The sequence below is a fragment of the Halogeometricum pallidum JCM 14848 genome (assembly GCF_000337095.1).
GTDB classification, from domain to species: domain Archaea; phylum Halobacteriota; class Halobacteria; order Halobacteriales; family Haloferacaceae; genus Halogeometricum; species Halogeometricum pallidum.
In genome coordinates, this window is sequence record NZ_AOIV01000041.1 from 231,434 (window position 1) to 254,982 (window position 23,549).

At 68.4% G+C, this 23,549-nt stretch carries 22 protein-coding genes; 11 read left to right on the forward strand and 11 right to left on the reverse strand.

What is annotated here, in order from left to right; translation table 11 throughout:
* Nucleotides 1–4 precede the first annotated feature (4 nt).
* The gene (locus C474_RS17455; RefSeq protein ID WP_008389195.1) at nt 5–544 is read right to left on the reverse strand and encodes a nicotinamide-nucleotide adenylyltransferase; all 540 of its coding nucleotides are present in this window, start codon (nt 542–544) and stop codon (nt 5–7) included.
* A 168-nt stretch (nt 545–712) separates the two neighbouring features.
* On the opposite strand from C474_RS17455, the gene lonB reads away from it, so the two are divergent.
* Nucleotides 713–2,806, forward strand: a complete 2,094-nt coding sequence (gene lonB, locus C474_RS17460; RefSeq protein WP_049917147.1) for an ATP-dependent protease LonB — start codon at nt 713–715, stop codon at nt 2,804–2,806.
* Nucleotides 2,807–2,812: 6 nt separating this feature from the next.
* Nucleotides 2,813–3,778 (forward strand): CPBP family intramembrane glutamic endopeptidase, encoded by a 966-nt coding sequence (locus C474_RS17465; protein WP_008389199.1) that lies wholly within the window; start codon nt 2,813–2,815, stop codon nt 3,776–3,778.
* Nucleotides 3,779–3,793: 15 nt separating this feature from the next.
* On the opposite strand, the gene C474_RS17470 is transcribed toward C474_RS17465, so the two are convergent.
* A complete protein-coding gene (locus C474_RS17470; protein WP_008389201.1) occupies nt 3,794–4,246 on the reverse strand; it encodes an MGMT family protein in 453 nt (150 codons plus the stop codon).
* A gap of 84 nt (nt 4,247–4,330) precedes the next feature.
* Between C474_RS17470 and trpC the strand changes: the two genes are divergently transcribed.
* The 4 genes from trpC to C474_RS17490 are packed head-to-tail and all read left to right on the forward strand — an operon-like array spanning nt 4,331 to nt 8,228.
* A complete protein-coding gene (gene trpC, locus C474_RS17475; protein WP_008389203.1) occupies nt 4,331–5,152 on the forward strand; it encodes an indole-3-glycerol phosphate synthase in 822 nt (273 codons plus the stop codon).
* On the forward strand, nt 5,149–6,459 hold the full coding sequence (gene trpB, locus C474_RS17480) for a tryptophan synthase subunit beta (protein ID WP_008389206.1): 1,311 nt from the start codon (nt 5,149–5,151) through the stop codon (nt 6,457–6,459). Before trpC ends, trpB begins: the two co-directional genes overlap by 4 nt.
* Nucleotide 6,460: 1 nt before the next feature.
* Nucleotides 6,461–7,396 (forward strand): tryptophan synthase subunit alpha, encoded by a 936-nt coding sequence (gene trpA / locus C474_RS17485; RefSeq protein ID WP_008389207.1) that lies wholly within the window; start codon nt 6,461–6,463, stop codon nt 7,394–7,396.
* A 37-nt stretch (nt 7,397–7,433) separates the two neighbouring features.
* Nucleotides 7,434–8,228 carry a 2-amino-3,7-dideoxy-D-threo-hept-6-ulosonate synthase gene (locus tag C474_RS17490; protein WP_008389209.1) on the forward strand — a complete coding sequence of 265 codons (795 nt, stop codon included), beginning with the start codon at nt 7,434–7,436 and terminating at the stop codon, nt 8,226–8,228.
* A 160-nt stretch (nt 8,229–8,388) separates the two neighbouring features.
* Here the strand turns inward: C474_RS17490 and C474_RS17495 are convergent, their stop codons facing one another.
* Nucleotides 8,389–9,180: a helix-turn-helix transcriptional regulator gene (locus tag C474_RS17495; RefSeq protein ID WP_008389211.1), complete on the reverse strand. Its 792-nt coding sequence runs from the start codon at nt 9,178–9,180 to the stop codon at nt 8,389–8,391.
* A gap of 249 nt (nt 9,181–9,429) precedes the next feature.
* Here C474_RS17495 and C474_RS17500 point away from each other — a divergent pair, with 249 nt between their 5' ends.
* The gene (locus tag C474_RS17500) at nt 9,430–10,449 is read left to right on the forward strand and encodes a DMT family transporter (RefSeq protein ID WP_008389213.1); all 1,020 of its coding nucleotides are present in this window, start codon (nt 9,430–9,432) and stop codon (nt 10,447–10,449) included.
* A gap of 113 nt (nt 10,450–10,562) precedes the next feature.
* Complete coding sequence (locus C474_RS17505; RefSeq protein WP_008389214.1) at nt 10,563–11,747, forward strand: 3-dehydroquinate synthase II; 1,185 nt, start codon at nt 10,563–10,565, stop codon at nt 11,745–11,747.
* A 52-nt stretch (nt 11,748–11,799) separates the two neighbouring features.
* Here C474_RS17505 and C474_RS17510 read toward each other — a convergent pair whose 3' ends face one another.
* Together C474_RS17510 and C474_RS17515 are read right to left on the reverse strand one after the other, a co-directional pair.
* On the reverse strand, nt 11,800–12,252 hold the full coding sequence (locus C474_RS17510) for a DUF7575 domain-containing protein (RefSeq protein ID WP_239640452.1): 453 nt from the start codon (nt 12,250–12,252) through the stop codon (nt 11,800–11,802).
* A gap of 173 nt (nt 12,253–12,425) precedes the next feature.
* A complete protein-coding gene (locus tag C474_RS17515) occupies nt 12,426–13,397 on the reverse strand; it encodes a transcription initiation factor IIB (RefSeq protein WP_049917166.1) in 972 nt (323 codons plus the stop codon).
* Nucleotides 13,398–13,725: 328 nt separating this feature from the next.
* On the opposite strand from C474_RS17515, the gene C474_RS17520 reads away from it, so the two are divergent.
* Both C474_RS17520 and yjjX read left to right on the forward strand, forming a co-directional pair.
* Entirely contained in the window at nt 13,726–14,484 is a 759-nt protein-coding gene (locus C474_RS17520; protein ID WP_008389217.1) for a cobalamin-binding protein, read from the forward strand.
* Nucleotides 14,485–14,520: 36 nt separating this feature from the next.
* A complete protein-coding gene (gene yjjX, locus C474_RS17525) occupies nt 14,521–15,027 on the forward strand; it encodes an inosine/xanthosine triphosphatase (RefSeq protein ID WP_008389218.1) in 507 nt (168 codons plus the stop codon).
* Between the two features lie 5 nt (nt 15,028–15,032).
* Here yjjX and C474_RS17530 read toward each other — a convergent pair whose 3' ends face one another.
* A complete protein-coding gene (locus tag C474_RS17530; protein WP_008389219.1) occupies nt 15,033–16,865 on the reverse strand; it encodes a flippase-like domain-containing protein in 1,833 nt (610 codons plus the stop codon).
* Nucleotides 16,866–17,111: 246 nt separating this feature from the next.
* Between C474_RS17530 and C474_RS17535 the strand changes: the two genes are divergently transcribed.
* On the forward strand, nt 17,112–17,360 hold the full coding sequence (locus C474_RS17535; RefSeq protein WP_008389220.1) for a DUF7123 family protein: 249 nt from the start codon (nt 17,112–17,114) through the stop codon (nt 17,358–17,360).
* A gap of 231 nt (nt 17,361–17,591) precedes the next feature.
* On the opposite strand, the gene C474_RS17540 is transcribed toward C474_RS17535, so the two are convergent.
* From C474_RS17540 to C474_RS17560, 5 genes are all read right to left on the reverse strand, one after another.
* Nucleotides 17,592–18,218, reverse strand: coding sequence for a winged helix-turn-helix transcriptional regulator (locus C474_RS17540; RefSeq protein ID WP_008389221.1), 627 nt, complete (start codon nt 18,216–18,218; stop codon nt 17,592–17,594).
* A 157-nt stretch (nt 18,219–18,375) separates the two neighbouring features.
* On the reverse strand, nt 18,376–19,623 hold the full coding sequence (locus C474_RS17545; RefSeq protein WP_008389223.1) for an SPFH domain-containing protein: 1,248 nt from the start codon (nt 19,621–19,623) through the stop codon (nt 18,376–18,378).
* An 83-nt stretch (nt 19,624–19,706) separates the two neighbouring features.
* Nucleotides 19,707–20,333 carry an NfeD family protein gene (locus C474_RS17550; RefSeq protein ID WP_008389225.1) on the reverse strand — a complete coding sequence of 209 codons (627 nt, stop codon included), beginning with the start codon at nt 20,331–20,333 and terminating at the stop codon, nt 19,707–19,709.
* 105 nt (nt 20,334–20,438) lie between these two features.
* Nucleotides 20,439–21,647, reverse strand: coding sequence for a restriction endonuclease (locus C474_RS17555; protein ID WP_008389226.1), 1,209 nt, complete (start codon nt 21,645–21,647; stop codon nt 20,439–20,441).
* Between the two features lie 37 nt (nt 21,648–21,684).
* Nucleotides 21,685–23,478 carry a DUF7282 domain-containing protein gene (locus C474_RS17560; RefSeq protein WP_008389228.1) on the reverse strand — a complete coding sequence of 598 codons (1,794 nt, stop codon included), beginning with the start codon at nt 23,476–23,478 and terminating at the stop codon, nt 21,685–21,687.
* Between the last annotated feature and the right edge of the window lie 71 nt (nt 23,479–23,549).

The following is a 23,549-nucleotide window of genomic DNA, read 5'->3' on the forward strand; positions in this document are numbered from 1 at the left end:
CCGACTACGCCGGCGAGGGGTAGTCGTCGCGGCCGCCGTTCGAGTCGGTGTCGCTGACGCGCTGAAGGCGTTCGATGCCGCCCACCTCTTCGATTATCCGCTCGACGGGGTCGGGGACGAGGTCGCGCCAATTCTTGTCGTGCAGCATCCGGTTGCGGAGTTCGGTGCCCTCCAGTACGTCCCGGTTGAACATCGGCGACTGGTGTACCTCCACGCCCGCCTCCGAGAACAGTTGGATGACGAGGGGGTTGTTCGAGTACGCCACGTCGAACGCGGGCGACATGCTCTGGACGTGGCTCACCCAGACGGAGTTCCTGTCTAAGTCCTCGATGGGGACGGCGTAGGTGGTGATGTCGAAGTCTGCGACCGACTTCGTCACCATCATGACGCGTTCGCCCGCCGTGAACGGGTTCCGCGGAGAGTGGGAATCGCCTGCGGACCCGATTCCGAGGACGAGTTCGTCCACCTCTTTGGCTATCTCTTCGACCATCTGATGGTGGCCGTTGTGAAAGGGCTGGAAGCGACCGATGTAGAACCCCCGCATGCTTTCGATTTCTCCGGCAGCCTTTATAAACCCGACGAGTTCGTCGAACGGTCGATTTCACGATTCAGGAGGGCTGAACCATCCGAATGGCGTCTGGGTGGGAGGAACGCCCACGGGGAGAAAGTATATCAGTCGTGCAGCCTTTCTTTGAAGTAGCGAAACAGTTCTATGAGTAACGACATGGATACCGACGAAAACTCCTCGGAAGAGGGGGTCGACATCTCCGAAGAGACCCCCGACTCCTCCGCCGGTGCGGACGAGGAGGTCTTCCCGGACTCGGCTCCCGACGACGGGACCGACGACGTCGACGAGCGAACTATCGACGACCTCGGGAGCGACGTCGAAGTCACCGCCGACGTCGCCGACGACGTAGACGAAGACGACCTCCTCGGTGGGCTTCAGATCGATTCGACGAGCGAGATAGAGGTTCCGGACCGCCTCGTCGACCAAGTTATCGGTCAGGAGCACGCCCGCGACGTGGTCATGAAGGCAGCCAAACAGCGCCGCCACGTCATGATGATCGGATCGCCCGGGACGGGCAAATCGATGCTCGCCAAGGCGATGTCCGAACTGCTGCCGAAAGAGGAACTGCAGGACGTTCTCGTCTACCACAACCCCAACGACGGAAACAACCCGAAGGTCCGAACGGTCCCCGGGGGTAAAGGCGAACAGATAGTCGAGGCCCACAAAGAGGAAGCGCGCAAGCGCAATCAGATGCGCTCGTTCCTCATGTGGATCATCATCGCAATCGTCCTCGGCTACTCGCTCATCATCGCCGGGCAGATACTGCTCGGCATCCTCGCGGCCGGCGTCATCTACCTCGCCTTCCGCTACGGTTCCCGCGGAGGCGACGCGATGATTCCGAATCTCATCGTCAACAACGCCGACGGCGCGGCCGCGCCGTTCCAGGACGCCACGGGCGCGCACGCCGGTGCGCTCCTCGGTGACGTTCGGCACGACCCGTTCCAGTCCGGCGGGATGGAGACGCCGAGTCACGACCGCGTCGAACCCGGCGCCATCCACAAGGCGAACAAGGGCGTGCTGTTCATCGACGAGATAAACACGCTCGACATCCGCTCTCAGCAGCATCTGATGACGGCCATCCAGGAGGGCGAGTTCTCCATCACGGGCCAGTCCGAGCGCTCCTCGGGCGCGATGGTCCAGACGGAACCCGTCCCCACGGACTTCATCATGATTGCTGCCGGGAACCTCGACGCGATGGAGAACATGCACCCCGCCCTGCGCTCGCGTATCAAGGGGTACGGGTACGAGGTGTACATGGACGACACCATCGAGGACACCCCCGAGATGCGGCGCAAGTACGCGCGCTTCGTCGCTCAGGAGGTCAAGAAGGACGGCCGCCTGCCCGAGTACAGCGCCGAGGCCATCGAAGAGGTCATCCTCGAAGCCCGTCGCCGCGCGGGTCGGAAGGGGCACCTCACGCTCGAACTGCGTAACCTCGGCGGACTGGTCCGCGTCTCCGGCGACATCGCCCGCGCGGAGGACGCCGACGTGGTCACCCGCGCGCACGTGCTGCAGGCGAAGGGTCGCAGCCGGTCCATCGAACAGCAGCTCGCGGACGACTACATCGAGCGCCGCAAGGACTACGAACTGCAGGTCGCCGACGGCTACCAGGTCGGCCGCGTCAACGGTCTCGCGGTGATGGGCGAGGACTCCGGCATCATGATGCCCGTGATGGCCGAGGTCACGCCCTCGCAGGGGCCGGGCGAGGTCATCGCCACCGGGAAACTCCAGGAGATAGCGATGGAGGCCGTCCAGAACGTATCGGCCATCATCAAGAAGTTCTCCGACGAGGACATCTCGCAGAAGGACATCCACATCCAGTTCGTGCAGTCCTACGAGGGCGTGGAGGGCGACTCCGCGTCCGTGACGGTCGCCACGGCGGTTATCTCCGCGCTGGAGAACGTCGGGGTCGACCAGTCGCTCGCGATGACCGGCAGCCTGTCGGTCCGCGGGGACGTGCTCCCCGTCGGCGGCGTCACGCACAAGATAGAGGCCGCCGCGAAGTCCGGTTGCTCGAAGGTCATCATCCCGCAGTCGAACATGCAGGACGTGATGATCGAAGAGGAGTACGAGGAGATGGTCGAAATCATCCCCGTCAGCCACATCAGCGAAGTGCTCGACGTGGCCCTCGAGGGCGAACCCGAGAAGGACTCGCTCGTCGACCGCCTCAAGAGCATCACCGGCTCCGCGTTCACGCAGGAGCAGGTGTCCGGGCCGTCGAGCCCGAGCCCGCAGTAACGCCGGATGCCCGATTGGGCGACGTTCGCCGCGTTCGCGAGCGTCGTCACGGCGGGCCTCCTGATTCTCTCTTTCGCCTCTCGAGGCGCTATTTCACCCGACGACGAGCGGCCGCGCCGCGATACCGCTTCCGACGACTCGGTCGGTTCCGACGCCGGCGGTCGGCGCGCGGACGCCGGCGGTTCGACGCGCGCGGGCGAATCCGACTTCGACCCGCGGGCGCCGGCCGACGCGGAACGACCGTCCGTCCGGGGACGCGCCCCGTCCGGGGACGCCGCGGAGCGCCCGGAAGTCGTCCTCCCGAAGTCCGGCGTCCGCTTCCGGCCGGAACCGCCGCGCGAGGGCGGGAACGGGGCCGGGAGCGCCCCGGAGCTATCGACCGCCGAACTACTCGCCAACGTCGCGTTCTCCCAGGGGCTGTTCGCCGTCTTCCTCCTCGCGGGCGCGTGGTACGCGCAGGTGCCGGCGTCGGCGTTCGGCGCGGGGTCGGGGTCCGCCTCCGTCCCGGTTCTCCTCGGCGGCGCCGCACTCGGCGTCGCCCTGTACGTCGTCAATCAGGTGGGCGCCGCCCTGGGCGCCGCGCGCGGACTCGGGAACGCCGAGGAACTCCGGGAGGCCCTCGCGCCCGACACGCCCGCCGGGTGGGCCGTCCTCCTCTTTTTCATCCTCCCGCTCATCGCCGGCTTCGAGGAACTGCTCTTCCGGGGCGCCCTCGTCGGCGCCTTCGCCGCGGGGTTCGGCGTCTCGCCGTGGCTGTTGGCCGTCGTCTCCTCCGTCGCCTTCGCTCTCGGGCACAACGCGCAGGGGCGACTCGGCGTCCTCGTCACCGGAGCGTTGGGGTTCGTCCTCGCGGCGGCGTACGTCCTCACGGGGAGCCTGTTCGCCGTCGTGCTGGCGCACTACCTCGTCAACGCCTTGGAGTTCGTCGTCCACGAGGGGTTCGGATTCGACTGGGCGGCGCGGCTGACGTAGGCCGCGAACGACCGGTCACTCCGACTCTAACGCCCGCAGGCGCCGCGCCACCTCGTCGGGCGTCGCGCCCGCGGCGTCCTCGACGCGGTGGTCCGGGACGAACAGCGGCACCGGGTTCTCGCGGAGGGCCGTCCGCGCCGTCGACACGTCCGCCTCGTCGTCGGGGTCCGACCCCGCCATGCGGACGACGCGCCGGAGTTCCACCGTCTCCCCGTACGGGACGTTCCCAACGGCGTCGAGGACGCGCCGGTGGTCCGTCGGCACGGTCAGCGCCACGGGCGCGTCCCCGAAGTGGTCGGCCTCGCCGTCGAGGTAGTCGAACACTCTGTCGAGAAGCGGACTCTCGTCCTCGGCGTCCGGCGGAACCTCGGCGGGGAAGGAGACGCTGATAACGCTGCCGCTCGCGACACCTATCTGCACCGCTCGCCCGAGCAGGTCCGAGTGGCGGGCGAATACACCGGCGTTCATGGAAGCGACTTCGCCCGGTCCGCCCTTGAACCTTGACGACGACGCGCAAGCCTTATGTGCAGATGAGTACGTTAGTGTACACTGATGAACGCTAGTGAGGATTCGCTCGCACCCGAGGTCCGCTCCATCCTCGACGCCGCGCGGGGGCGACACGGGGGCGACGAACGCGTCGCCGTGTCCGCGCGGTCGTTCCCCGACGCCGTCGCCGAGACGGAGGCGGCGGGTCGGGTTCCGGTCGTCGCGGAGGTCAAACCCACCAGTCCGACGACGGACGGCGAACGGACCGACGACCCGGTCGAACTCGCCCGCCAGATGGTCGCGGGCGGCGCGACGGCGCTGTCGGTGCTGACCGAGCCCGACCACTTCGGCGGGTCGACGGAGAACCTCGAACGAATCCGCGAGGCCGTCGACGTGCCGGTGCTCCGCAAGGACTTCGTCGTGAAGGAGTCGCAGTTGGACGCCGTCGAGGCGGATTTGGTGCTCCTCATCGCGCGCTTTCTGGAGGAGGACCTCGCGGACCTCGTGGCGGCGGCGCGCGAGCGAGGGTTCCAACCGCTCGTGGAGGTCCACGACCGGGCGGAACTCGAACTGGCACTCGACGCGGGCGCGGAGATAGTCGGCGTGAACAACCGCGATTTGGGCGCGTTGGAGGTCGATCTCGAAACGTTCGAGTCCGTGGCGCCTCACGTTCCGGACGACGTGACGCTTCTCGCCGAAAGCGGCGTAAAAACGGTCGCGGACGCGAAACGGATGCGCGCGGCGGGCGCGGACGCCCTCCTCATCGGCACGGCCATCATGGACGGCGACGTGCGGACGAACACCGAGTGGTTCGCGAACGCGACGGACGCGGACGCGGATTCGAATGCGGAGACGGACGCGGAGACGGAAACGGAGATAACAGAATGAGCGAGACGACGTTCGACGGCAAGTTCGGCGACTACGGCGGACAGTACGTTCCCGAGGCCCTCATGCCGGCCATCGAGGAACTGAACGACGCGTACGAACGATACGTGTTGGAGAACGAGGACGGCTTCGTGGACGAGTTTCGCCGCCGCCTCCGCGACTTCGGCGGACGACCGACGCCGACGCAGCACGCGGAGCGACTCTCCGAGCGGTACGGCTGTGAGGTGTACCTGAAGCGCGAGGACCTCCTCCACGGTGGCGCGCACAAACTCAACAACGCCCTCGGGCAGGTGCTCCTGGCGAAGTACATGGGTAAAGAGCGCATCGTCGCCGAGACGGGCGCGGGCCAGCACGGCACCGCGACGGCGATGGCGGCGGCCCACCTCGACATGCCCTGCGAGGTGTACATGGGCGAACGCGACATCAACCGCCAGCGACCCAACGTCTTCCGGATGCGGCTGAACGGATCGGCGGTGAACCCCGTTTCCGTCGGCCGCGGGACGCTGAAGGAGGCCATCTCGGAGACGATGCGCGACTGGGCGACGAACGTGGAGGACACCCACTACGTCATCGGGAGCGTCGTCGGCCCGCACCCGTTCCCGGCGATGGTCCGGGACTTCCAGTCGGTCATCTCCGAGGAGGCGCGCGAGCAGATGCGCGAGAAGACGGGCGGTCTGCCCGATTCGGTGCTCGCCTGCGCCGGCGGCGGGTCGAACACGATGGGCGCGTTCGCGGAGTTCGTCGGCAGTGCGAGACTGAGCTCCGCGGGTCGGGAGGCGGCGGAGGGGTCCCCCGGCCCGCGAGGGGACGACGAGAGCGTCGACCTGTACGCCGTCGAGGCCGGCGGGTCGTCGCTCGACGTGGACGAGGAGGCGGGCGTCGCCCCCAACTCCGCGTCGCTGTCGACGGGTAGCGAGGGCGTCCTCCACGGCGCGCGTACCAAACTCCTGCAGGACCGCGACGGACAGATAATGGAGAGTCACAGCGTCTCCTCGGGGCTGGATTACGCCGGCGTCGGTCCGGAACTCGCCCACCTCGTCGACGAGGGCCGCGTGACGGCCGTCAACGTCGACGACGACGCGGCGCTCACCGCCTTTCACCGCCTCTCGCAGTTGGAGGGGGTCATCCCGGCGCTGGAGACGGCGCACGCGTTCGCCTTCCTGGAGGAGAACCACGACGAACTCGGCGAGACGGTGTTAGTGAACGTCTCCGGTCGCGGGGACAAAGACCTCGAATCCGTCATCGAGGAGACGTCGAAGCGCGACATCGACATCGCGCCGGACATGGACGCGTTCACGGGGGGGTTCTGAGATGGGCAACCCCGCACTCGACGCCGCCTTCGAGGGCGGCGCGGCGTTCGTTCCCTACCTCGCCGCGGGCGACCCGGACTTCGAATCCTCCATCGAGTACGTCGAGGCCCTCGAACGCGGCGGCGCAGACGTCATCGAACTCGGCCTCCCCTTCTCCGAACCCGTCGCCGAGGGGCCGACGATTCAAGAGGCGGTCGTTCGCTCGCTCGAAGGCGGGATGACGCCCGACCGGTTCTTCGAGTTCGTGGAGGCCCTCGACGTGGACGTGCCCTTGGTCTGTATGACCTACTACAACCTCATCTATCGATATGGGGGAGGCGAGGCGCGAAGCGCCTCGGATGCGAGTAGCGCGGAGCGAAGCTCCGCGGACAGTCGAGCGGCGAAGCCGCGAGACGACGGTGAAGCCGCGAGCGAGGGGCCGCGACCGTTCGTCGAGAAGGCCGCGGAGGTGGGTCTCTCGGGGTTCGTCGTCCCCGACCTGCCCGCGGAGGAGGCCGACCCCCTGCGCGAGGCGTGCGACGAGTTCGGTCTCGACCTCGTGTTCATCGTCGCGCCGACGACGACGGGCGACCGACTCGACCGCATCATGGAACGGGTGTCCGGATACGTCTACGTCCAGGCGCGCCTCGGCGTCACCGGCGCGCAGGACGACGTCTCCGGGCAGACCGAGTCGAGCCTCGACCGCCTGGCGGAGTACGACGTGCCTAAGGCCGTCGGCTTCGGTATCAAAACCGGCGACCACGCCGAGCGAATCGTCGCGGCGGGCGCCGACGGCATCATCGTCGGGAGCGCCCTCGTCGACATCGTCGCCGAAGGCCACGAAAACGGCGACGACGCCGAGACGGTGGCGGAACGACTCGAAGAGAAGGCACACGAACTGAAGGAGGGGGCCGAACGCGGGTTCGCGCAACGTGCGCCCCAAACGGAACGCACATAACGCCCTATTTGCTACACACTACCACACTGAATACACCATGGACGTAGGAATCACAGCACGACTCGAACGCATCTCGACAGGGGGGCGATACCTCGTCGTCCCGATGGACCACGGAATCACGCTCGGCCCGGTGAAAGGGCTCGTCGACCTCGAAACGACCGTCGACGCGATAACGCGCGGCGGGGCGGACGCCGTTCTCACGCAGAAGGGCGTCGCGCGGCGCGTCCACCCCAAGAAGAACGGGAAGGGATTCATCGTCCACCTGAACGGGTCGACGGTCATCGGCCCGGAGACGAACGACAAGCGAATCACGGGGTCAGTCGAGGAGGCCCTCCGCGCCGGCGCCGACGCCGTCTCCTTCCACATGAACGTCGGCAGCGAGTACGAACCCGACCAGATGACGCAACTGGGCGAACTCACCGAGAAGGCCCACCGCTTCGGCGTCCCCGTCCTCGCGATGAACTACGCGCGCGGCCGCGACACCGACCCGCACGACGCCGAGAACCTCGCCCACGCCGTCCGCCTCGCGGAGGAACTCGGCGCCGACGTGGTGAAGACGGCCTACAGCGGCGACCCGGACACCTTCGACCGCGTCTGCGAGGCGACGCGCCTCCCCGTCGTCATCGCGGGCGGAAGCCGAGGGACGGACCGACAGACCATCGAGATGGTCCGCGGCGCGATGGACGCCGGCGCGGCCGGCGTCTCGATGGGTCGCTCTATCTTCCAGCACGACGACCCCGAGTCCATCACGCGCGCGGTGAGTTCGGTCATCCACCGCGACGAGGACGCCGAGACGGCCCTGCACGAGGCGGGCCTGGAACTCGAAGCGTAACGCGGCTCTCCGCCGCTTCTCTCGCTCGTTTCGCACTGTCGAGTCGGTCGTCTCTCCTCCTAGTGGATACTGCACCGAACCGGGCGAGTACGTACGTTGGTGAACACAGCGACCAGAACGAACGAGACGACGATACCGAGATAGTTCACGGCCGAACCGACTACTCCAACTCCTCGGAGTCCAGCGGCGACGATTCTTCCCAGTACCGCTCGAACCGCTCTTCGGCCCACGCCACCACCTCGGGATTCTCTGAGTCTATCGCCGCCCGCAACAGGCCGTTCTCGTCGCGGAGAAAGAGGTGCGCGACGCCGTCGGTTATCGTCACCGCCAGCGGAATCTCCCCGTCGTACAGGCGAATCTCGGCGCTCTCGTCGCCCGTTAGTTCGCGGAGCCGGCTCCGAAGCGCGGAGTCGTGGGCGAGGGCGTCCACCGCCGCCGGCGAGAACACGCCGCGAAACGTCTGCCCCTCCTCGACGGTCCGCCGGCGAATCACGTCGAGGCTCTGCTCGTTGAACGCGTACGAGAAGATGCGGACGCGTTCGGCCCGTTCGAGCAGTTCCAACACGCGCTGGACCGGCGCGCCGGGTCGCGTCTGACTCGGCGTCGTGATGGTCGCATCGGAGAGGTGACGCAGGTCGAACCCCATCTCTTCGGTCGGAAGCCACTGCATCACCGTCCGGAGTTTCCCCTCCGTCTCCAGCGTCTCCAGCAGGTCGGTGAACTCCGCGGCGACGAGTCGACCCGTCGCCGTGGCCGCGTAGGCGTCGCCGTCGCGTTCTATCCAGTGCCGCTCGGTGAAATCGCGCAGGATGCGCCCCAGCGTCGGCTGCGACGCCCCCGTGCGTTCGACGAGTTCGCGCCGCGTGCGCCGCTCCTCGCGCAGGGCGTTGAGCACCTGCACCCGGTTCGCCGATAGCGCCAGGAACTCTATCTCTTCGAGCGCGGTGTCCATCTACTCCCCCGTTGTGGCGGTCCCTACATAGCGCTTTTCGAGGGATGAAAGTTCGTCAAAGTCTGAAACGCCGTCGGGGCGGAACAGCGAATCGCGGCGTGACAATACTGCAGTTATCGAATCTATTTCTGGACACATATAAGCGTGAAACGCTATTACGTAGAATTACTTGATGACCTCCACACTCACGCGGAACGAACGGCCCGGGAGGATGCGGCCACGCCCGACGCGCGGGGGGACCAGATAGCGATGGCGGCATCGACGCACCGCCTCGTCGCGTTCTTCCTCGCGGCGAGCGTCTTCTTCGGCGGCACGTTCGTCGCCGCCACCGCCGGCGCGGCGTACTTCCCGCCCCTGCTGTTCGTCTCGCTTCGCTTCGACATCGGGGCCGTCCTGCTCTTGGGCTACGCGGCGTACCGCTTCCCCCGCGAGCAGTGGCTCCCGCGGACGCGCTCGGACCTCGCGGGCATCCTCGCGGCCGGCGTGTTCGCCATCGGCCTGACGAACGCCTTCATCTTCGTCGGCCAGACGTACGCCAGTAGCGGCGTCGGCTCCATCATCTACAGTCTCAACCCCATCCTGACGCCGTTCCTCGCGGCGTTCCTGCTCTCGGACGAACGACTCTCCAAGGCGGGCGCCGTCGGGATGGCGCTCGGGTTCCTCGGCGTCGCCCTCGTCGTCGGCGTCAGTCCCTCGAACCTGCTCGGCGGGGCCCTCCTCGGGAAGGCGTTCCTCCTCGCCGCCGCCGTCTCGGGTGCGCTGGGAGCCGTGCTCATCCGCCGGGCGGACGCCTCGCTCCCGAGCACGGTCCGCACGGCGTGGGCGCTCCCGGTGGGGGCGCTCGTCTGCCACCTGCTGAGCCTCGCCGCCGGCGAGTCGTTCGCCGCCATCCAGTGGACGCCCGCCGCGTACGTCGCTCTCGGGTACGTCGGTATCTTCTCGGGCGCGCTGGCGTTCATCGCCTACTTCGGCCTGCTCGACGAGGTGGGCGCCATCCGCGGCAACCTCGTCTTCTACGTCGTCCCCGTCGTGGCGACGCTCGGCGGGTGGGCGTTCCTCGGCGAGACCATCTCCGCGACGACGCTCGCCGGATTCGCCACCATCTTCCTCGGGTTCGCGGTGCTCGGTCGCGACGCGATAGCGACCGAACTCTCCCGCTTCCGCGGCCGCCTCGCCGAGGGAGTGGGTGTCGACGTCGACGTGAAGGCCGACCCCGACACGCTGTCGGCCGCGGTCCACGGCGACGTCCGCTGGAACGAACAGGACTGAGCGCTCTCTGCTTTTTTCCTTCTCTCCGCTTTTCTCCTCTCTCGCCGCCGCGCCGTCCGGCAAACCTCCGGAGAGTCGCCACGCTTTAACCCCGTCACCGAGTCTCTCCGACGATGACACGGAGCGTCTGGTTGAAGGCCGACGACAGCGTCGGCGACTGGGAGGCGCGGAAGCGACGGATAACGGCGGGCCTCGAAGCGGGCGTCGACTGGGTGCTCGTCGACGAGGCGGACGTCGGCCGCGTCCGGTCGCTGGGCGAGGTGAACGTGGCCGCCTTCCGGACGGACACTGACGCGAGCCTCATCGACGACGTCGAGGAGGCCGAAGACCCCGAGGAGGGGGCCGTCGCGGACGCGTACGTCGTCGGCAAGGACGGCGAGGGCGACGGCACCATCGACCTGCCGAACGACCTCTCGGGGTCCGCCGACCTGACGACGCTCCGCCGCGCGGACAACCGCGCGAACGGCGCCTACGTCCGCATCCTCTCGAAGGAGTACGAGTCGTTCGCCGAGACGGCCGCCGAGGACGCCGACTATACAATCGTCGTCGGCGAGGACTGGACTATCATCCCCCTCGAGAACCTCATCGCCCGCATCGGCGAGGAGACGGACCTCGTCGCGGGCGTCACGACGGCCGAGGAGGCGCGTACGGCGTTCGAGACGCTCGAAATCGGTTCCGACAGCGTCCTCCTCGACAGCGACGACCCCGACGAGATTCGCAAGACCGTCGAGGCGCGCGACGCCGCCGAACGCGAGACGCTCGAACTCCGGTGGGCCGAGGTGACCGCCGTCGAGCGCACGGGCATGGCCGACCGCGTCTGCGTCGACACCGGCAACCTCCTCGAACACGACGAGGGGATGCTCGTCGGCAGCATGGGCCGCGGACTCTTCTTCGTCCACGCGGAGACGGCCGAGTCGCCGTACGTCGCCTCCCGTCCGTTCCGCGTCAACGCCGGCGCCGTCCACGCCTACGTGCGCACGCCCGACGGTGGGACGAAGTACCTCTCCGAGTTGAAGAGCGGCGACGAGGTGCAGGTCGTCGACAGCGAGGGTCACACCCGCGAGGCCATCGTCGGCCGCGTGAAAATAGAGAAGCGACCGATGTTCCGCGTCGAGGCCGAACTGGAGGGCGACCGCGTGGAGACGCTCCTCCAGAACGCCGAGACCATCAAAGTGCGGACCCGCGAGGGCCGCAAGGCCGTCACGGACCTCGAGGCCGGCGACGAGATTCTGCTGTACTACGAGGACACCGCCCGGCACTTCGGGGAAGCCGTCGAAGAGAGCATCATCGAGAAGTAACGGCGGCGTCGAACGCCCGCCTCGCTCGTCTCCCCCTCGCTCCCCGTTCCGCTCACTCGCTCTCCGAGCGTCCGCTCCCGTCCTCCGTCGACGCCTCCGTCGGGTCGGGGTCGACCATCGGGCGGCGCTCGAACTCCGTCGCGCACCACGGACAGAACGTCACCTGCGGGTCGAGTTCGCCGCGGCAGACGGGACAGCGCGGTTCGGCGTCGCCGACGCCGCCGCGGGCGGCGACGTAGTAGGCGTCGAACGTGCTGAGAAACAACAGGACGAACAGCGGACCCGTCACCTCGGGCGGAATTTCGTCGAGCGTCGAGAGCGTGACCGCCGTCGGGTCGGCGAACACGGACAGGAGGATCAGTCCCGCGCCGACGACGAAGGTGAACCACGACACGGCGCGTCGCCACTCGCGGAGGTAGACGTGGCCCGCGCCGGCGACGCCGACGCTGGCGCCCAGTACGCCCACGAACGCGGCCACCATCGCGCGCCGTCGTGCGCCTTCCATTGTCCACCCTCGAAGCGTCCCCCGTTCTTAACTGTCGGGTTTCGCCGCCGACTCCGCGGTGGGGCGCGGGGCGCCTCCGGACGGCCGACCGGACCGAACGCCGTCGCTCTCCGGGCGAAGAAATCGAAAATCGGCTCGGCCGAGTCGCCGTGCGTCGAACGCGTGCGTCCGAATCAGGCGAGACCGAGACTCTCCTCGGCTTCGAGCAGTTCGTGATAGCGGTTGCGGATGGTGACCTCGGAGATGTCCGCCACCTCGCTGACGGCCGCCTGCGTCGTCTTCTCGTTCGTGAGGAGGGCGGCGGCGTAGACGGCCGCGGCGGCGAGGCCGACGGGCGACTTCCCCGAGTGGACGCCCTTCTCCTTGGCGTTCTTCAGCAGTTGGCGCGCGCGCATCTTCGCCTCGTCGGAGAGGCCGAGTTCGGAGCCGAACCGCGGGACGTACTGCTCGGGGTCGGCGGGCTTGACCTCCAGCGACAGTTCCCGCGCGATGTAGCGGTACGTGCGGGCGACTTCGCTCTTCTCGACGCGGGAGACCTCCGAAATCTCGTCCAGCGAGCGGGGGACGCCGGCCATCCGCGCGGCCGCGTAGACGCAGGAGGTGGCGACGCCCTCGATGGAGCGGCCGGGCAGTAGGTCGTCGTCAAGCGCGCGGCGGTAGATGACCGAGGCCGTCTCGCGGACGTTCTCGGGCAGACCGAGCGCCGACGCCATCCGGTCTATCTCGCCGAGCGCTTGCTTGAGGTTGCGCTCCTTGGAGTCGCGCGTGCGGAACCGCTCGTTCCACTTGCGGAGTCGCTGCATCTTCTGGCGCTGGTTCGACGACAGCGAGTTACCGTACGCGTCGCGGTCGCGCCAGTCGATGTTCGTCGACAGCCCTTTGTCGTGCATCGTATTCGTCGTCGGTGCACCGACGCGGGACTTCTGGTCTTTCTCTTGGGAGTCGAACGCGCGCCACTCGGGGCCGCGGTCGACGGAGTCCTCGGTGATGACGAGACCGCAGTCGTCGCAGACCGTCTCGCCGTGTTCGTCGTCGACGACGACGTTACCGGCGCACTCGGGGCAGGTCAGTTCCTCCGCGGCGCTCTCGGATTCGGACTCGGTCTCCGATTCGTCCTCGTCCCGTCGGCCCCACTTCTGTCCCATCGACTGCCTCGATTCGCTCTCGTTGGTATCCGCTCGTTCCTCTTTCGTTCTCGCGTTCTGGCGAGTGAAGGTACTCTTCTCACTCATGGATGTAGCGACGAATGCTCCAGAGCACAGGCACGGCTGGGGAAAAGGCCCGGAGCGTTCCGTACATCACAGACAGAGTATCACTACATAAGACGTTCGGAATCGCTCGCGCGAACGCGGCGCACAGCCTCTGGGATCGCCGTTTGTGACTTAGTGTCAATCACGTTTATATACTAACAGCGTTCTAAAACGCCGGCCGCGGACGCCACAGTCTTGGGGCGCGCTCTCGTGGGGATCACGTATGCGGGAGCCCACGGTCGAGAGCGAGTCGACGCGCGTCGCTTCCCTCGCGCCGAGTGCGACGGCGACGCTCGACGCGATGGGCGCGGCGGACCGCCTCGTCGGCGTCACCGCCCACTGCGAGTTCGACGCCCCGGTCGTCGGCGGGTGGCTGAACCCCGACTACGACCGACTCGCCGAGTTGGACCCCGACCTCGTCTGCACCAGCGACGCCCTCCAGTCGGACGTCCGCGGGGAACTGACGGCGCGGGGTTACGAGGTGTGCCACGTCGAACCCGCGCGATTGACGGACGTGCTGGACTCCTTCGAGACCCTCGGCGCCGCCGTCGGCCGGTCCGGGGCCGGCGCGGCCCTCGCCGCCGACTGTCGGGAGCGACTCGCGGCCGTCGAAGCGCGCACGCCCGATGGCCCCGGTCCCGTCGTCTACTGCGAGGAGTGGTCGGACCCGCCGATGGCCGCCGGCAACTGGGTGCCCGACGCCGTCGCCGCCGCGGGCGGGCGCTGTCCGTTCGTCGACGCCGGCGACCGGTCGCGAGAAATCGACCGGGAGGCGGTCGAGCGCGCCGATCCCGACCACGTCGTCCTCCACCTCTGCGGTCGCGGCGACCGCGTCTCCCCCGAGTCCTTCCGCGAACGCGGGTGGGACGTCGACGCGGCGGTCCACGTCCTCGACGACTCCCTCCTGAACCAGCCGAGTCCGCGACTCGTCGACGGCGTCGAGACGCTCGCCGAGTTGCTTCGCCCGGCGTCGGACGCGTAACGACACGCCCAATGCGGTCGCCCCGTACCGTCGGGTATGCAGATTGCAGTCGGCAGCGGCAACCCCGTCAAGCGCGACGCGACCGTCCGCGTCTTCCCCGAGTCGACGGTCGCGGCCGAACTCGTCCCCTCCGGCGTCGCAGAGCAACCCACGGGCCACGCGGAGACCCGAACCGGCGCGGAGAACCGCGCTCGGGCGTGTCTCGACGCGGGCGCGTACGACCTCGGCGTCGGCATCGAGGGCGGCGTCGCGCGCTTCGAGGGCCGCGAAGACCCGTTTCTCGTCATGTGGGCGGCGGTCACCGACGGCGACCGATGGGGTCGGGGGACGGGGCCGAGCCTCAGACTCCCGGGGCGCGTCTCCGAGCGAATCGCGGCGGGCGAGGAACTCGGTCCCGTGATGGACGACGTGCTGGGGACGACGGACGTGGCGAAAAAGCAGGGAGCGGCGGGGGCGTTCACGGGCGGGAAACTGTCGCGGACGGACGCGCTCGAATCGGCGGTCGTCGCCGCCGCGGCGCCGTTTCTCTGCGAACTGTACTGACCGTCTCAGTCCAGTTCGGCCGGTTCCGCCTCGCGGCCCTCGCGGACGTCTTTCGTCTCCTCGACAGCCGTCGTGAGCGAGACGTTCAGACCGAGCATCGAGGCGTAGCCGCCGATGACGGTGACGACGTTCTTCACCGCGTGGTCGAGGACGGCCGCGCCGAGCGCCAACTCCGGCGAGATGCCGGTCAGACCGATGACGAGGAGCGTGAACGCGCCCTCGTACAGGCCGACGCCGCCCGGCGAGAGGGGCAGCACCTTCGCCAGGTTGCCGACGCTGACCGCGAAGAAGCACACCGAGACTAGCTCTATCGGCGCCAGTCCGGGGTCGAACGCCGCGAGGACGAGCATCGCCGTCGCCACGTCGAGCATCCAGATGCCGAGGCTGGAGATGCCGATGCGGGCGAACCCGCGTCGCGTCCCGGCGACGGCCTGCAGGTCGTCGACGAAGCGCTCGACGATTTGGGCGACGAACTCCGCGTAGGAGTCCGAACTCGCCCGGCGGACGAGTCTGCCGGCGAGGTTGCCGTCCGACTGGGCGGAGCCGACGATGACCGCCACCGCGAGGATGGCCGCGAGGGCGACGCCGACGGCGACGAGGACGGCGACCTGTCCGGCCCCCTCCGCGCCGACGACGGTCTGCGCCAGTTCGGCGGTCTGTCCGGTGACGGTGTAGCCCACGAGGACGATGCCAGCGAGCATCGTGATGGTGAGCAGGTCGAAGACGCGTTCGGCCGCCAACGAGGCGAAACCCGACGGGTACGGGATGCCGCGGCGGGCCTTCACGACGTACGCGCGGATGAAGTCACCGAGTCGCGCCGGGAACACGAGGTTGCCGGTCTGACTGATGAATACCGCGCCCGTCAGGAACGATGCCTTCTCGCGGAACCCCAACTCCGCGAGGATATCGCGGTAACGGACCCCGCGGACGGGCCACGAGAGCACGTACACGAGGGCGGCGACGGCGACGAGGACGGGGTCGGCGGCCTGCATCTGGTCGAGGACGGCGCCGAAGCTGATGTACTGCGTCATCAGCACCAGCGCCAGGAGCGTCAGAATCGCGCCGGCGGCCATGGCGACGCGCTGCGTCACGCGCGGTTTGACGGCGACCTGCCACCACGTCCGGACGATCTGACTGCCCATCCCGAACACGTCGCGGACGAGGTCGACTTTCGTGTCGCCCTTCGGCGTCCACTGCACCGGGAATTCGTCGACGCGGTAGCCGGCGCGCTGAGCGCGGACGAGCATCTCCGTGTCCCAGAACCAGTGGTTGTCCTCCACTTGGCTCCGCAGGTCCTCGAACACCTCGCGGCTGAACGCCTTGAACCCGCACTGGTGGTCACGGAGCGACGATCCGAGGAAGAGGCGCACGAGGAGGTTGAACGCGCGACTCGGCACGCCCCGCTTCGCCGGGCGGTCGGCGACGCGTCCGGGCATCCAGCGCGACCCGGTGGCCACGTCGTACCGTCCGGACCGGACGCGCTCGACCAACTCTTCGAGGTGGTCCATGTCCGTCGCGAGGTCCGTATCGAAGTAGACGAGCACCTCGCCGTTCGCGGCGGCGAAGGCGTGTTCGAGCGCACCGCCGCGCCCGAGTCGCTCGTCGCTGTGGAAGTGTCTCACTCGGTCGTCGCTGGCGGCCATTCGCTCCGCCAGTTTCGGTGTCCGGTCGTCGCAGCCGTCTTCGGCCACGATGACCTCGAACGAGTCCGCGGGAAGAAACGACGACAGCGTCCTGAGCGTCTCTCCCACCGTCTCCTCGATGGTGTCCTCCTCGTTGTAGGCGGGAAGGACGACGCTCACTTCTGTCACCGACTGCTCGGTGGTCAGGCGACCCATTGCCTCTCTATTCAGCTACGACCCCGTATGTAGTTTCTGGCTTCGACCGAGCGTGACCCCCTGTCTGGCCTCGGTAGCGCTTCTCTACGGTGTGATACTCACGATTAGGTGGATGTTAGGCGACCGTACCGCCGCGCCGTTGGCGACGCTCGATGCCGGCCGGCCGCGAGGACGAAACCGAGAGCCCGCGGTGTGTTAAGCTCACGTACCAAACCCCTCATATCGGTATCACCCATCCGTAGAGGTATGAGCGCAACCGCGTCCACGACCGAACCCGTCGCCAACCTCTCGGAGAAACAGCGTACCATCCTCCAGTACCTCCGCACGAACGCCGCCGAGCAGACGTACTTCAAGTCCCGTCTCATCGCCGAGGAACTGGGCCTCTCGGCGAAGGAAGTCGGCGCGAACATGCGCGCCATCATCGACGGCGAGCACGACGTGACCATCGAGAAGTGGGGTTACTCCTCGGGCACGACGTGGAAGGTCACCGTCTAGACGGGCGCTAGTCGTCCGTACCAGACGGCCGTCCGTCGTCACTCGGACCGACGCGGTTTCGGCGCGAACGGTCGCGCCGGAGAACTGTCGCCCACCGCCCCGCGTTCCCGCGACGCTTCGGCCCTCCGCCGCGCTTTTCGCTTCACTCGTTGCCGAGCGGTCGCTCCCCCTCTCGTCGAATCGAAGAACACATCGAGCGACGACGCCGGACCGGGAGCGTCGGACGCCCGTTCAGGGGTCGTAGCGGATGAGGCTCGCGGCGTCGTCCGCCAGCGAGACGGTTGCGGGGCCGAACGAGTCGGCGTAACGGACCAACAGCGTGATGACCGTCTCCGGTCGGACGATGGCGTAGCCGTCCTCGCGGGAGAGCAGGCCCGCCTCGTCGAGTTTCCGGGCGTAGTTGCTCACCGTCGCGCGCGAGACGTCGAGTTCCGCGGCGAGCGCAGACCCGGTGGCGTCGGGGTTTCGGAGGAGGGCGACAAGCATCCCGCGCGGCGTGTCGCGGCGGAGATACCCCAGCGCCGTCTGCTCGAAGGCGGTGAACCGCCCGGCGGGGAAAAAGCGCTTGTAGTCGCCGTCGCGGCTGAACTCCACGACGCCGTCGTCGACGAGACGCTGGAGGTGATACTGCGTCTCGCCGGTTCCGAGCCGTAAGTCGTCGCGTACCTTCGAGAAGTGCGCGCCCGGCGTCGAGGCGACGTAGCCGACGATGGCGTCGCGCGCGTCGCTGCCGGACTCCGCGGCCTCCCCTTCGTCGGATTCGGCCGAGCCGAGTCCCACGAACGGCGTCGCCGCGCCGAGGGCCGCGAAGCGTCGGAGCGTCGCGCGTTTCTCTTCGTCTACGCCTCGGTTCGTCATCGGTTCTCGTCCTCAGTAGGACGGGTGGCGGTCAAAAGCTCTTCGCTCCGACGGATTACGTCCAACATATAATTTTCTGTGAGATTTACGGCCGGTAGTGTGCTCTTACCGCCGGCCGTTTTCGGAGCGAAACGGACGGCGAGAGGACTCCGAGACCTTACAGCTCTTTTTCCGTCTCGCGCTGGTCTTCGTCGTCGTCGGTTCGTCCACCGGCGGAACCGGCCCCGTTGCCCGCGGCGCCCGCGGGTTCCTCGTCGGACTCCGCGACCACTTCGTCCGCGCTCTTGATGTCGGATTTGTCCGCCGCGTCGGCCTCCGCGACCACTTCGTCCGCGCTCTTCATCCCGGGGTCCGACCCCTCCTTGATGGCCTGGGCCTCCTGTTCGAGTTCCTCGACGTTCATCTCGGCGGCCTCGTCTATCTGGCCGAGTATCTCCTCGATGTCGTCGAGGCCGATGAGTTCGCGCGTCTCCTCGTCGAACTCGAGGCTGTCGAGTCCGGCCTGCTCCTGCACGTCGGAGTCGCTCAACTGCCGGCCGTAGCGGCCGAGGAGGCTGGTGAGTTCCTGCGGGAGGACGAACGTCGTCGACTCGCCCTGTCCGATGTGTTCGAGCGTCTCCATCCCCTTTTCGATGATGGCGCGTTCGCCCATCGACTCGGCGGATTTGGCTCGCAGCACCGTCGAGATGGCGTCACCCTGCGCTTCGAGGATCTGGCTCTGTTTTTCACCCTGTGCGCGGATGATGTTCGACTGTTTTTCACCCTCGGCCTCTTCGACGGCGGAGCGTCGCTCCCCCTGCGCCTCCAGAATCATGGCGCGGCGGCGACGTTCGGCGGACGTCTGCTGCTCCATCGCCTGCTGGACTTCCTGGGAGGGGTTCACCTCGCGGACCTCGACGCTCTCGACGCGGACGCCCCACTCGTCGGTCGGTTCGTCCAGTTCCTTGCGGATGCGGGCGTTTATCTCCTGTCGCTTGTTCAGCGTGTCGTCGAGTTCCATGTCGCCGAGGACGGCGCGGAGCGTGGTCTGTGAGAGGTTCGAGACGGCACGCTTGTAGTCGTCGACTTCGAGGAACGCTTTCCGAGCGTCCATCACCTTGATGTAGACGACGGCGTCGGCGGTCACCGGCGAGTTGTCGCGGGTGATGGCCTCCTGTCGCGGTACGTCGAGCGTCTGCGTCCGCATGTCGAACGCGTACGTCCGCGAGACGAACGGCGGGATGAAGTTGATACCCGGTTCGAGCAGCTTCCGGTACTCGCCGAACACCGTGAGCGCCTTCTTCTCGTAGGCGTCCACGATTTCGACCATCTGGTAGACGGTCACGATGGCGAGGAGGAGCACTAACAGGCCGACGGCGTAGGCTCCGAGCGCCGCCGCCTGCAGTGTCACGGGGTTTACTACCATAGCCGGAGGTTGGTGTGTCGGTCAAATAAGGCTTCGCACGTGACAACCGCGTACGGCGTCCGTGTCGCGCCTTCGAGGCTTGTTCAGGCGCGTTCGGTTTCGGTTTCGGTCTCCGACTCGGTGGCGTCCCCCCGTCGTTCGCCGTCGTCCCCGCCTCCGTTCTCCCGTCGGCGACGCCCGCGCGCGAGTTCCCGGTCGATGTCGTCCAACGCGTCGTCGAGCGACTCGACGGTGATGACGTTGCCGCCGCCGGGGTCGACGACGATGACCTCGCTCCCCTCGGGAATCTCGCCGCTCACCGACCGGGCCGCGTAGTAGGGGTTGAAGCCGCCGCCCTCGCTCAGTTTCACCTCCCCCTCCGTCGGCGTCACGCGTTCGGTGACGCGCGCGGTTCGCCCGCGGAGCGACGCCGAGTCGCTGGTCTTCCCGCTCCCCTTGCCGCCGTAGAGGTCGAGTTCGCGGTAGCCGTACAGCGCGAGGGCGCCGAATACGAGCACGAGGACGCCGAGGACGACGGGGCCGGCGGCCGGGCCCAGCAGGAGACCGACTAACCCGGCGGCCAACAGCGCGACGCCGAGGACGACGAGGTGCGCCCCCGGCGCCAGCGCCTCGGCCAGGGAGACGCCGACGCCCGCGACGACGAGCAGGTACGGCAGAAGCTCTGGCGGGATAACGGGCTGGAGGAACGCCGTGAGCGGCGACCGGAGCATAGGGGACCTAGGGAAGCAGGTCGATTAAGCGTTGTCACGCCGCACGGACGCGGCGCGGGGGCCGCATCGGAGCGCCGACGGTCGCAAGCGCGCCCGGTACGGCCATCACGCCGAGGTCACCGTCGCTTCCGCCTCGACGGCGCCGTCGCGGACGAACCGGACGGACTCGTCGCCGCGGAGCACCAGCGTCGCGCTCTCCGCGTCGTCGGGGACGGAGAAGACGACCCACACCTCGCGCGGGTCGTCCGGGGCGAACAGTCCGCCCTGGTCGAACCCGGCGACGCCGTCCAACGGCTGGTGGCCGTACCGCTGGCCGGCGACTTCCAGCGCCAGCGACGACTCGTCCATCGACAGCGGCGACGACCCGGCGTTGCTCACGTTCATCCGCACGAGGACGAACGTCTCGTTCGGCGGCGCGTCGTACGCCGTCCCGTTCACCGTCAGCGACTCGGCCGTCCGCGCGTTCCACCGCACCTCGGCCGTCGCGTTCGCTCCGGCCGTCGAGAGCGCGGAGACTGCGAGGTCCCCCTCGCCGCCGGCCCCGCCGATGGCCGGGAGTCCGAGCGCCGGGCCGACGGCCGACCCGAGCAGGAAGACGACGAGGACGAGGAGCGCCGCGGGCAGGACGACGTTCGGTCGGGGGAGCGCCGTCAGCGGGCCGGGAAGCGCCCCCGCGAGGTCCCGCCTGTCGCCGCCCCCGTCCGCGTCGGCGCCGGAGCCGTCGGGCTCCGCCGCGCCCGCTCCGTCCGGGGCGTTCGAGTCCGGCTTCGACTCCTCCCGTCCCCCCTCGGCGTCGCCTCCGTCTCCGTCGCCGCCCGTCGGCAACCGGGCGAGAAGCGCCTCGAAGTCGAACGGGAGCGCTTCCGGCACGGGGACGCCGTGGGAACGAAGGACGGCGAGCAGTCGGTCCAGCGGTCCGCCGCCGCCCCCGCCGGTGTAGGTGCGGAGGACGTGCTCGAAGCCGCCCTCCTCGACGGTCCCGGCGAGCGTCTCGCGGTCCAGGAGGTGGATGCCCTTCGACTCGGCTATCTCTCTGGCCTCGCCGGCGTAGGCGCCCTGGGTCGCCACGACGGCCACGTCGATACCCTTCTTGCGGCAGAAGCCGACGAACCGCTTCAGGTGCTGCGTCGTCACGTGCGACTCCGTCGTCGGGAAGACGTACAGGACGCCCCGCTTGCCGTCGCCGCGCTGACCGACGATGAAGTACGTCTCGTCGGGTCGCTGCTTGACCGAGGTGTCCCACCCCCGTTCGTCCCACAGATCGGTCAGGAAGGAGACGAACGCCTCCGGTTCCAGTTCCGGTAGTTTCTCCATCACTCCGCCCCCCGTCCGTCCGAGTCGTGTTTTCCGTTCATTCGTCGTCTTCCCTCTTGGTTCCGCGCGCGAACAGTCCCGCCGCCGCGAGAATCGCCGCCACGGCGACGGCGGGCGACAGCGGCACGCCCGTCCCCGAGGTGCCGTCGGACGGCCCCAGCGGCGTCTCCGACAGCACGGGGTAGGGCGTCGCGGTGGGCGTCGGCGTGGTCGTCGCCGTCGCGACCGGCGTCCCCGTCGCGGCCGCCGGCGTCTCGGTCGGCGGCGACTCGAACGCGACGCGCGCGGTGTCGTTGACGACCCGCCCCGACCGGGTGTACTCGCTGTCGTTCCGCGAGTACGCCGCGTCGCCGTCCGAGTCGTTCACGAGTTCGGCGCGGAGCGTCTGCGCTTCGTACAGGGGGAGCGACAGACCCGAGCTGACGTTCTCGTGTCGCCCCGGCGCGAGGTACTCCGAGCGGCCGACGCCGTCCCCGTCCGCGTCGTGGATGCGGACGAACCCGCCGTCGGGCGCCTCGACGAACGCGAGCGTCACCACGGCGTCGTCGGCCGATTGGTCGTCGAACCGCACGGTCGCGTTCGGGGCGACGAGCGTCACCTCCTGGGCCGTCTCCGGATAGAACTCGTCCGTCCACAGCGTCGCCGTCACGCCGCGCGTCGCGCCGCCGAGGTCGATGGTCGTCTCGTACTCGCGGTTCGCGTCCACGGTGGCCTCGCTGATGAGGAGGAACGCGTCGGGTCTCGGCGACCGGAGGCGCACCTCCAGCGTCGTGTTCGGCGCGCGCGTCGTCTCCCCGCGGACGACGATGGTGTCGTTCTCCCAGGGGTACTGCACCGTGTCGTTCGCCGGTTCGAGCGACGCCTTCGACTCGACCACTCGGAACGTCGTCGCCGCGACGACGGTGTCCTCCTCGACCAGCCCGTTCGACGCGGTGAGCGTCAGGCGGGCCTCGTACTCGTTGCGCTCGGGGCGGTCCTCGTCCGGTTCGACCGCCGAGGTATCCCAGACGAAGTACACCGCGTCCTCCTCGAAGTCGGGGAGGACGGTGACGTTGGCCACGTCGTCCCGCCCCGCCGTGTGCGCGCCCGAATCGCTGTTCGGCGCGGGCGACACCTGCGAGACGTTCCACGCGATGCCGTTCGACGCCGCACCGCCGGTCAGGTCCTCGACGTTCAGCGCCGACTCCAGTCCCGACTCCTCGACGCGCATCACGGCGTAGTCCCCGGTGGCGACGACGTTCGAGTCGGACATCGTACCCGTGAGCGGTCCGACGTCCGCGTCGTCGCCGTCGGTGGCGTACTCGGCCACCGCGAACTCGGCGGGCGCGACGAACGACCCGGCGTGCATCTCCCCGCGCGGTTCGACGGTGAGCGTCGCCACGGCGCGTTCGTCGCCCTCGACGCTGACGCTCATCAGGTACTTCGACGGCATGAGCGGCTTCGAGAGCGGTTTCGACAGGAGCGTCGCGTCGCCGCCCTCGACGAACTCGTCGGGGTCGGCGGCCGTCGTCGCGAAGGTGTCTATCGTCACCTCGTCGGTTCCGCTCCCGCCGAGGGAGACGACGAGGTGGAAGCCGCTCCCGGGTTCGCCGACGGTGACGTTCGCCGGGCCGGAGTGGCTGACGGTGAACGTCACCTCGTCGCCGCGGGTGACCGTCAGGTCGCCGCCGACGGAGGCGGCGGTTTCGGCGGCGAGGACGGCGGACGCGTCGGCATCGACGGCGACCGACCGCGTCCGCTCGTCGGGCGGGAGGGCGAGTGCGGGGGCGGCGGCGACGGCGACGAGCAGGAACGCCGCGACCAGCGCCGTGAGGGGGCGTGTCGGTTGCATCGGGGCGGCAGTTATCCGTCTCTACCCGGCATCCGGCATAAAAGACTGCGGTCGAGTACTCAGAACTGATA